Raw genomic sequence first — 9482 nt, forward strand, 5'->3', positions numbered from 1 at the left:
TCCAGCCGCTCAACGGCGGCTCGGGGCTCGCACTCGGCAACCCGACGAACCTGAACTACCTGCAGGGCCAGCCCTTCGCGCCCGACTACAACCAGCACCCGGGCGCGTTCCAGGCGTACTCGCACTACGTGATGCCCGGCGGGCTCGTGCAGTCGTTCATCGACACGATCGGCACGTCCGACGACTTCGTCCGCGGCGGCACCCTCGCCCCGACGGTGAAGGTCGACATCGACGGCGCCACCACGAGCGTCGACTACACCTACGGCGACGGCGGGCTCGGCGGCTGGGCCGACGTCCCGGCGAACGTCAACGTCACCCCCGGCGGACAGGTCAAGCCGCTGCGCTGACCGACCCGCTGACGAGAAGTGGATGCCTCGGCCCGGCCTGGGCCGAGGCATCCACCTCACCGTTCCCGACCGGAAGGACCCGATGACGAACCCCGCACCGCGACCGAGGACCCGTCGCCGCGGCCTGATCGTCGCCGCCGTCGTGATCGCCGCTCTCGTGGCGACGACGTGCGCCGTGGTGCTGTGGCCGCCCGCGGGCGAGCCAGCGCCGCAGGCCTCGCCGTCCGCCGACCCGTTCCAGCGCCCCGAGGACTGGTCCGCAGACCGCCCCGCCGTGCACCTCACGCCGGAGAATGCCTGGATGAACGACCCGCAGAAGCCGTTCTTCCTCGACGGGCTGTGGCACTTCTACTACCTGTACAACGCCGACCACCCCGACGGGAACGGCACGGCGTGGTACCACGCGACCTCTCCCGATCTCGTGCACTGGACCGACCAGGGCGTCGCCATCGACAAGTACGCGAACGGGCTCGGTGACATCTGGACCGGCACCGCGGTCGTCGACGAGCACGGCACGGCCGGCTTCGGCGCCGGAGCCGTCATCGCCGTCGTCACGCAGCAGGACGACGGCGTGCAGCGGCAGTCCCTCTTCGTCTCGCACGACGGCGGCTACCGCTTCGACGCGTACGAGGGCAACCCGATCATGGACAACCCCGGCGTGGCCGACTGGCGCGACCCGCGCGTCTTCTGGGACGACACCGCCGGTCACTGGGTCATGGCCCTCGCCGAGCACGACCGCATCGGCTTCTACACCTCGCCGAACCTGCGCGAGTGGACCTACGCCTCCGACTTCGCCACGACCGGCCTCGGCGTGCTGGAGTGTCCCGACCTGTTCCCCATGGCGGTGGACGGCGACCCGGACGACGTGCGGTGGGTGCTCGCCGCCGGCGCGAACGGCGCCGCCGAGGGCATGACGACGGGCACCGTCTACTGGACGGGCACGTGGGACGGCGAGCGGTTCACGCCCGGCCCGGGCGGGCACCGGTGGCTCGACCACGGCCCCGACTACTACGCCTCGGTCACGTGGGACGACCCGCGCCTCAGCGCCACGGACCGGCTCACGACGCGCTACGGCATCGGCTGGATGAACAACTGGGCGTACGCGGGCCGGCTCCCGGGCGCCGACTGGCAGGGCGGGTCGGACTCGATCGTGCGGCAGCTCGCCCTCCGGTCGGACGGCGACGGCGGCGCTTCGCTGCACTCGACCCCGTCACCCGAGCTCGCCGCCCTCGAGGGCCGCCCTCGACAGCTCGATGACGCTCGGCTGGATCCTGGCGAGAGCTCGGCCACCACGGCCGCGCCGCGCTCGGGCGCGTACCGCCTGCGACTCACCGCGTCGAGCGACGCCGGCGAGCTGCGGGTGCGCATCGCTTCCGGCGACGGCAGCTTCGCAACGGTCGGCTACGACTTCGACGCGGGCACGGTGTTCGTCGCCCGCGACGCCGACGCGATCGCCGCGGGGATGCCCGAGGACTACCGCGCCGTCCGCACTGCCGCCGTCGCCGCACCCGATGGCCGCATCACCCTCGACGTGGTGGTGGATGCCGCATCCGTCGAGGTGTTCGCGGGCGACGGCGCGGCGGCGCTCACCATGGCGACCTATGGCAGGCCGGGGGCGCGCGGCGTCGAGTTCGAGGCCGCCCGTCAAGCCGTCACCGTGCAGGGCGCGAGCCTCACGCCGCTGCAGGTGGCGCCGGTCGCGCGTCAGTGAGCGGCGGGCGGCGCGACCGATCCGCGCTCGACCAGCGCGCCCCGCAGCAGGTGGAGGCCTCCCGCGGGCGGAGCCGTGCCGTCGATGCGGTCGAGCAGCCGGGTCATCCCCCACCGCCCCAGCTCTTCGTGCGGGAGCGCGACGGTCGTCAATCCCGGGTCGAGCGCGTCGGCGACCGGGTGCAGATCGTCGATGCCGACCACCGACAGCCCCGCGGGCACAGGGATCCCGCGCCTCGCGGCGGCCTGCATCACGCCCATCGCGATCTGGTCGTTGAAGCAGATGATGGCCGTGGGCGGCCGGTCGCGGTCGAGCAGACGGCCACCGGCCTCCCGCCCGCCGGCAGCATCCGACGAGCAGAACTCGACGCGTCCGTCGTCCAGCGCGATGCCGGCGTCGCCCAGCGCGGAGCGGACGCCGATGAGTCGCCCCCGGGCAGCGCGCGATGCGTCGGTCGTGCCGACGTACGCGATGTCGCGGTGCCCGTCGCGGATGAGCCGCTCGCACGCCAGCGTGGCGATCTGGAGCTCGTCCGGGACCACGGCGTCGACCTCCCAGTCCTGCCCCGGGGCGGCGTCCACCAGGACGACGGGCACGCCGTCCACGCCCTCGGGGCGATCGACGCGCTGGTGGTACATGCGCGCGATCAGCAGCCCGTCCACCCGGTGCGCGAGGAAGCGCGCGATCAGGTCGCGCTCGGCGTCGGCATCCCCGCCGCTCTCCCCCACCAGAAGCAGCACGTCACGCTCGAGGCCCGCGCGCCGGGCGCCCTCGATGATGCGGCCGGCGAAGGGCGTGGCGGCGAGATCGTCGCCCAGCAGGCCGACCACACCGGTGCGACGGCGGCGCAGCCCGCTGGCGATCCGGTCGGGCACGTATCCCAGCTCTTGCGCGACGGCCAGGATCCGTTCGCGGGTCTCGGCGTTCACCGCGCGCGCGCCGCTCAGCGCGTGCGAGACGGTCGTCGGCGAGACACCCGCGGCCGCGGCGACGTCGCTCACGCGCGCGCGCCCGCCCGGGGCCGGGGTTGCCTGCATGAGCCCAGCCTATGGCGCGCCTGCCAGGCAACGCCGGGGCGCCGCTCGGACCCCGTGTCCTGTCACGGAGCCGGCGGGCGCAGGCCGGCGAGCATCGCGCTGACGAAGAACTCCCGCTCGCCGGCCCCGCCGATCCGCACGGCGTGCTCGACGCCGCACACGAGGTGCTGCAGGCGGGATGCCGTCAGGTCGCGGCGGACGACCCCCGCCCCGCGCGCCCGCGCGACGACCAGCTCGGCGGCATCCTCCAGTTCGCGCTTCAGACCGGCGACGGCGGCATCCGCATCCTGTGACGCGAGCAGGACGGACTGCAGCCCACCGTCTTCGAGCTGCAGCGAGAGCCCCTCGCGCACCAGCAGTTCGAGCGCGACGGCCGGGTCGGGTTCGGCGACCGCGCGGCGCGCGAGCTCGCGGTAGCGCTCCAGATCGTCCGACACCAGGGCTTCGACGAGCGCGTGCACGGTGGCGAAGTGGCGGTACACGGTGCCGACGCCGACACCGGCGATACGCGCGACCTCGTTCAGGCGCAGCCCATCCGGGTCGCAACCCCGCGCGGCGTCGAGGATGCGGGCACGACTGCGCACCGCATCCGCACGCTGACCCGGGCTCATGTCCCCACCCTACCCCAAACCGGATAGTTCATCCGTATTGTGATACCGTCCGAAGTGGATAGCTCATCCGTTTCACCCGCCTGAGGAGTCATCATGTCCTGGAATCCAGCCGCCCTGCCCGACCAGCGGGGTCGCACGCACGTCGTCACCGGCTCCTCCGCCGGCATCGGCTACTTCGCCGCCGAGCAGCTCGCCGGCGCCGGCGCGCATGTCGTGCTCGCCTCGCGCTCCGCGGCCAAGCTCGACGCGGCACGCGCAGCGATCCGCGCCCATGTTCCGGGTGCCGAGGTGTCCACCGTCGTCGTGGACCTCGCCTCGCTCGCGTCGGTGCGCCGCGCGGCGAGCGAGCTCTCGGCGTTCGACCGGATCGACGGCATGTTCCTCAACGGCGGTGCGATGCAGTGGTCCGCCGGGGCGACCACACAGGATGCTCTGCCGATGATGCTCGGCACGCACACGGTCGCCAACGTCGCGCTGTCGGGTGCGCTGCTGCCGAGCCTCGCCCGAACGGCTCGCGAGACAGGCATCCCATCCCGGGTCGTGCATGCGTCGACCGGGTTCGTGCGACGGTTCCCCGTCGAGATCGAAGACGTCTCGGCGACGCCGCGCGGGTTCCTCCGGTCGTACACGCATGCGAAGACGGTGACGGAGATCTACGCGTTCGAGTTGGACCGCCGTCTGCGCGCGGCCGGCTCGCCCGTGCACTCGATCGTCACGCACCCCGGAGTGGGAGTGGACGCGAAGACACCGGCGCGCGACGGCGTCTACGACCCCCGCACGCAACGACGCCGCAATCCCTTCACGCCGTGGGCGCAGGGCAAGGACGCCGCGGCATGGTCGGCGGTGCGCGCCCTCACCGATCCGACGGTGCCGGGAGGAGCGTACATCGGGCCGGAGGGCGGGCGCCGTGGCGAGCCGGTCCGGTCGACCCCGAACGAGCACACGGCGCACCCCGCGTCCGGGCGTGCCGCGCGGACGTGGGAGCAGCTCGAGGCGCTGACGGGCATGCCCGTGTCCGTCTGAGCAGGCTCAGCGCACGACGGCGGTCACCGTCCCGAGATGCGCCAGCACCTCCTGGCTGATCGACCCGAGCAGGAACCGCGCGAGCGCGCCGCGCCCGTGCGAGCCCACGACCGCGAGGCGCGCCTTCGCGGCGAGCTCGTTGATGATCTGCGACGGGTAGCCGCGTTCGACCGTGGGGACGATCTCGAGGTCGGGATACTGCGACCTCAGCCCTGCGAGCGAGATCGCCTGGGACTCCTCGGTCAGGTGCGCGAGATTCTCCAGGTACTCCGCCGGGTACACGCCCATGTTGCGCGGCACCTCCAGCGGCGTCCAGACCGACACCGCGACGAGCGGCTCGCGCAGCCGGTCGGCCTCCGCGGCCGCGAACGCCACCGCCTTCTCGCCCGCCGGCGATCCGTCGACGCCGACGACGACGCCCGAGCGCCCGGCGACGTCGAAATCGGGCACCACCACGACCGGGCTGTGCGCCCCGGCGGCGATCCGCAGCCCGTGCGCGCCGCGCGAGGCCTTCGTGCCCGGTCCGCGGTAATCGCTGCCGATGACCAGCAGCGCCGCGCCCTCGGACGCCTCCACTAGCCGCGTGACCGGGTTGCCGCGCTCGACGCGCGTGCGGACGTCCAGTCCGCCGGCGATGCGGGATGCCTCGACCTCCGCACGCACCCGCGCCTCGGCGAGCGCCGCCTCGACGATCGGGCCTTCTCCGACCGCGCCGGTCGCTCCGCCGACGACCGCGAGCAGCTCGAGCGGCTGCCGCCTCTCGGCGGCGCGCTGCGCGGCCCAGTCGACCGCACGGCGCGAGGCCGCGGCATCCGTGATTCCGACGACGATCGCTTCACCCACGATGACTCCTCTCGGATGCCCCCAGGCTAGCCCGACCGCGCTCGCGCGCGAACGATCGCCGGCCGTGACTAACCGCACCGGCTCCGTTCCCGCCACGGACTCGGCTGCGCGACCGGCCGAGTCGCGCGGCGTGCAGCGACCGCACCCGCACCGGCAGCATCCCGGCGCCGCGTGCTGGACTCGTCAGCCCGCAGTCCGACGGGCGCGCCGCGTGCCGCCGTCGATCGCTTCACCCGTTTTCTCACGGGCCTTCTTGACAACGGGGGCTGTTTCGGTGGCGGCGGGCAATCCGGCCCCGGCCTCGACAACCGCGTCCTCGGCGGGCGCACCCGTAGCGACATCGCGCGCCGACACGGCCCCGGGCAGGTCCGCCGGCGAGTCCGGCACCGTGACCGCCTCGCCACGAGACTTCGCCGACCCGCCCTTGGCCGGTTTGCCGGACTGGTAGTAGTCGCCCTCGTATCGGTAGTCGCGGTAGCCGGCGCGCCCCTTCCGCGGTACGCGGTTCAGCACGACGCCGAGGGGTCGGGCGCCGGCGCGATCGAGGTTCACCAGCGCCTTGGTCAGCGCCTCGAACGTCGTCTTTCCGACGCTGGCGACGACGACAGCACCGTCCGCGCTGTGGCTGAGCACCGCAGCATCCGTCACCGGAAGCAACGGCGGGGCGTCGACGATCACCGTGTAATCCTCGGCGAGCTCGCGCAACAAGGTGCGCATGCGCTCCGAGCCGAGCACCTCGCTCGGGTTCGGGGGCAGCTTGCCGGCTCCGAGCACGAGCAGGTTTCCCGCTCGGCCCACACGCTGCGCGACGTCTTCAAGGGTCGCGCGGCCGGCCAGCACGTCGGTGACGCCCACCCCGTCGACGAGGTGGAAGATGGTGGCCACGGTCGGCCGGCGCAGGTCGCCGTCGATGAGCACGACCTTCTGGCCATTTGCCGCGAGCGTGATCGCGAGGTTGGCCGCTGTCGTCGATTTGCCGTCGCCGGGAAGCGGGCTGGTGACCACGATGATTCTCGGCGGGTTGTCGACGTCCATGAACTGGATGTTGGTGCGAAGCTCTCGCATCGCCTCCGAAACCGCGAAGAGCTTTGCATTGGCACCGCCCGACGAACCTGCGTCGATCGGCAGCAGACGATCCACCGGGGTGAAGGACCTCTCCTCGGGGATGAGTCCGACCACGGCGACGCCCGTCTCCTTCTCGACGGCGTCTGCGGAGCGGATTCGGCGATCCAGCGTGTATCGCAGTACGGCGTAACCGATGCCCAGTGCGAGTCCGATCAGGCCGCCGATCGCGAGTGCGAGCCGGGTGTTGGGCGAGCTGGGAGCGCTCGGCAGCCGCGCCGAATCGCCGGGAACGAGTTGCACCGCGGCGAGCGACGCGCCATCGCTGCTCTCGAGGCTCTCGATCTCGGCGGCCATGCCCCTGATCCACGCCTGGGCGAGATCGCGGGCGCCCTCGGGAGTGGACGCCGATGCTTCGACCTTGATGTTGACGGTGTCGGCGGGGTTCGTCACGCGAACCCGGTTGACGACGGCTTCCGGAGAAGCGTCGATGCCGAGCTCTTCGATCGCGTTCTCTGCGACCGACCGCCACGTCCCCAGGTCCAGGAACGACTTGACCTTCGCCTTGGCGAGGTTCTCCGCGACAAGCGCGGAGCCTGCGTCCGTCGCGCCGTCACCGCGTACCGCGGCGACGTAGCCGCCGGCGTCCGCGGTGTACACGCGCGGCTGCAGGAGTGTCCACCCGAAGGCGACGACCACGCCGAGTACGGTGAGCAAGAGGATGCCCAGCCAGTGCGAGCGCACGATGCGCAGATACGTTCTGAGCTCCATCGGTGGTCCAAGCCCCCTTCGCGCACCTGCCGGACCTCGAATCTATCCGAGCAGTGCGGGGCCGACACTGCTGCACGAACACAATGCGACACCGCGAGCACCGGATCGCGACACAACGACCAGAGAGATCCTCGCCGGTGCAGATCCCCGGCCGTTCTGCCGCTGCGTGCGAATCTCGTGTCAGAGCGCCAGGCGTTCGCGTACGACGTCGGCGAGCGCCTCGGCGTGATGGCGGGCTTCGTCCTCGGACGCCGCCTCGACCATCACCCGCACGAGCTGCTCGGTGCCCGACGGTCGCAGCAGCACGCGGCCCGACATGCCGAGCGCCGCGGTGGCGCGGGCGACGGCATCCTGCACGACCACGTCGGTGCGGGCGAGCGTGCGGTCCACGCCCTTCACGTTGACGAGCACCTGGGGGTACACGGTCATGATCGACGCGAGCTCGGCGAGCGACTTGCCGGTGCGGGCCATCTCGGCCACCAGGTGCAGGCCCGTGAGCACGCCGTCGCCGGTCGTCGCGAACTCGCTCATGATGACGTGACCCGACTGCTCGCCGCCGAGCGAGAAGCCGCGTTCGTTCATGCGCTCGAGGACGTAGCGGTCGCCGACGGCCGTCGTCTCGACGTGGATGCCGTGCTCGGCCATCGCGCGGTGCAGACCGAGGTTGCTCATGACGGTCGCGACGAGCGTGTCATCCTTCAGACGGCCGCGCGCCTTCATCGACACGGCCAGGATCGCCATGATCTGGTCGCCGTCGACGACATTGCCGTCGGCGTCGACCGCGAGGCAGCGGTCCGCGTCGCCGTCGTGCGCGATGCCCACGTCGGCGCCGTGCTCGACGACGGCCCGCGAGAGCACGTCGAGGTGCGTCGAACCCACGCCGTCGTTGATGTTGAGCCCGTCGGGGTCGGCGCCGATGACGGTCACGCGCGCGCCCGCGTCGCGGAACGTCTCGGGAGAGACTCCGGATGCCGCACCGTGCGCGCAGTCGATGACGACGTGCAGCCCGTCCAGTTTGTGCGGCAGCGAGCCGAGCAGGTGCACGACGTAGCGGTCCTCGGCGTCGGCGAAGCGGCTAATCCGGCCGACGTCGGCGCCGGTCGGAAGCAGTTTCGGTCCCGACATCGCGGCCTCGATGCGCTCCTCGACCAGGTCGGGCAGCTTCACGCCGCCCCGGGCGAAGATCTTGATGCCGTTGTCGGGCGCCGGGTTGTGCGAGGCCGAGATCATGACGCCGAAGTCGGCGTCGATGTCGGCGATCAGGAATGCCGTCGCCGGCGTCGGCAACGTGCCCGCGTCATAGACGTCGACGCCCGATGAGGCCAGACCGGCCTCGACCGCGGCGCTCAGGAAGTGTCCCGAGATGCGCGGGTCGCGTGCGACGACGGCCGTGAGGCGCTTGCCGGCGGCCTTGCGGGCCTCGGCAGAACGACCCTGGCCCAGGACGACGGCGGTCGCCTGGGCCAGGGACAGTGCGAGATCGGCGGTGAGGGGGCCGTTGGCCAGCCCCCTCACGCCATCCGTGCCAAAGATCGGCATGCGGAGATGGAGCCGATCAGCGCTTCGAGTACTGCGGCGCCTTGCGGGCCTTCTTGAGACCGGCCTTCTTGCGCTCGATGACGCGGGCGTCGCGCGAGAGGAAGCCGGCCTTCTTGAGGGTCGGACGGTTGTTCTCGACGTCGATCTCGTTCAGCGCACGGGCGATGCCGAGGCGCAGCGCGCCGGCCTGGCCCGAGGGGCCACCACCCGAGATGCGGACGATCACGTCGTACGCACCCGTGAGGTTGAGCACCGTGAAGGGGTCGGTGATGAGCTGCTGGTGGAGCTTGTTCGGGAAGTAGTCCTCGAACGCACGGCCGTTGACCGTGATGGTGCCCGAGCCCGGGATGACACGCACGCGGGCGATGGCCTGCTTGCGGCGGCCGACAGCCGCGCCCGAGACCGAGAGCACGGGGCGCTCGGCGGCGACGACCGTCTCGTCGACCTGGGACTCGGTGGAGTAGCTCGTGGGGTTCTCTTCGATGTTCGCCATCAGTGTGTCCTGTTCTGTGCGGCGCTTACTGGGCGACCTGGTCGC

The 9482-nt window shown here is 72.0% G+C and carries 9 protein-coding genes; 3 read left to right on the forward strand and 6 right to left on the reverse strand.

Going from position 1 to position 9482, the window contains the following annotated elements; genetic code table 11:
- On the forward strand, window positions 1–347 hold a 347-nt coding region (locus tag ACTHNQ_RS08940), incomplete at its 5' end, for a glycoside hydrolase family 68 protein (protein WP_440332955.1).
- A gap of 22 nt (window positions 348–369) precedes the next feature.
- On the forward strand, window positions 370–2058 hold the full coding sequence (locus tag ACTHNQ_RS08945; protein WP_440332956.1) for a glycoside hydrolase family 32 protein: 1689 nt from the start codon (window positions 370–372) through the stop codon (window positions 2056–2058).
- Here ACTHNQ_RS08945 and ACTHNQ_RS08950 read toward each other — a convergent pair.
- Window positions 2052–3095, reverse strand: a complete 1044-nt coding sequence (locus ACTHNQ_RS08950) for a LacI family DNA-binding transcriptional regulator (RefSeq protein WP_440332958.1) — start codon at window positions 3093–3095, stop codon at window positions 2052–2054. The genes ACTHNQ_RS08945 and ACTHNQ_RS08950 overlap by 7 nt on opposite strands.
- A gap of 62 nt (window positions 3096–3157) precedes the next feature.
- Window positions 3158–3706, reverse strand: coding sequence for a TetR/AcrR family transcriptional regulator (locus ACTHNQ_RS08955; RefSeq protein ID WP_440332959.1), 549 nt, complete (start codon window positions 3704–3706; stop codon window positions 3158–3160).
- A 93-nt stretch (window positions 3707–3799) separates the two neighbouring features.
- Here ACTHNQ_RS08955 and ACTHNQ_RS08960 point away from each other — a divergent pair, with 93 nt between their 5' ends.
- The gene (locus ACTHNQ_RS08960) at window positions 3800–4729 is read left to right on the forward strand and encodes an SDR family NAD(P)-dependent oxidoreductase (protein ID WP_440332961.1); all 930 of its coding nucleotides are present in this window, start codon (window positions 3800–3802) and stop codon (window positions 4727–4729) included.
- A gap of 6 nt (window positions 4730–4735) precedes the next feature.
- Here the strand turns inward: ACTHNQ_RS08960 and ACTHNQ_RS08965 are convergent, their stop codons facing one another.
- The 4 genes from ACTHNQ_RS08965 to rpsI form a co-directional block, all read right to left on the reverse strand.
- Window positions 4736–5572, reverse strand: a complete 837-nt coding sequence (locus ACTHNQ_RS08965) for a universal stress protein (protein ID WP_440332963.1) — start codon at window positions 5570–5572, stop codon at window positions 4736–4738.
- 183 nt (window positions 5573–5755) lie between these two features.
- Window positions 5756–7405, reverse strand: coding sequence for a polysaccharide biosynthesis tyrosine autokinase (locus ACTHNQ_RS08970; RefSeq protein ID WP_440332965.1), 1650 nt, complete (start codon window positions 7403–7405; stop codon window positions 5756–5758).
- A 180-nt stretch (window positions 7406–7585) separates the two neighbouring features.
- Window positions 7586–8944 carry a phosphoglucosamine mutase gene (gene glmM, locus ACTHNQ_RS08975; protein ID WP_440332967.1) on the reverse strand — a complete coding sequence of 453 codons (1359 nt, stop codon included), beginning with the start codon at window positions 8942–8944 and terminating at the stop codon, window positions 7586–7588.
- 16 nt (window positions 8945–8960) lie between these two features.
- Window positions 8961–9437 carry a 30S ribosomal protein S9 gene (gene rpsI, locus ACTHNQ_RS08980; protein ID WP_018171487.1) on the reverse strand — a complete coding sequence of 159 codons (477 nt, stop codon included), beginning with the start codon at window positions 9435–9437 and terminating at the stop codon, window positions 8961–8963.
- Between the last annotated feature and the right edge of the window lie 45 nt (window positions 9438–9482).

It is taken from the genome of Microbacterium sp., from assembly GCF_051953575.1.
GTDB lineage: Bacteria > Actinomycetota > Actinomycetes > Actinomycetales > Microbacteriaceae > Microbacterium.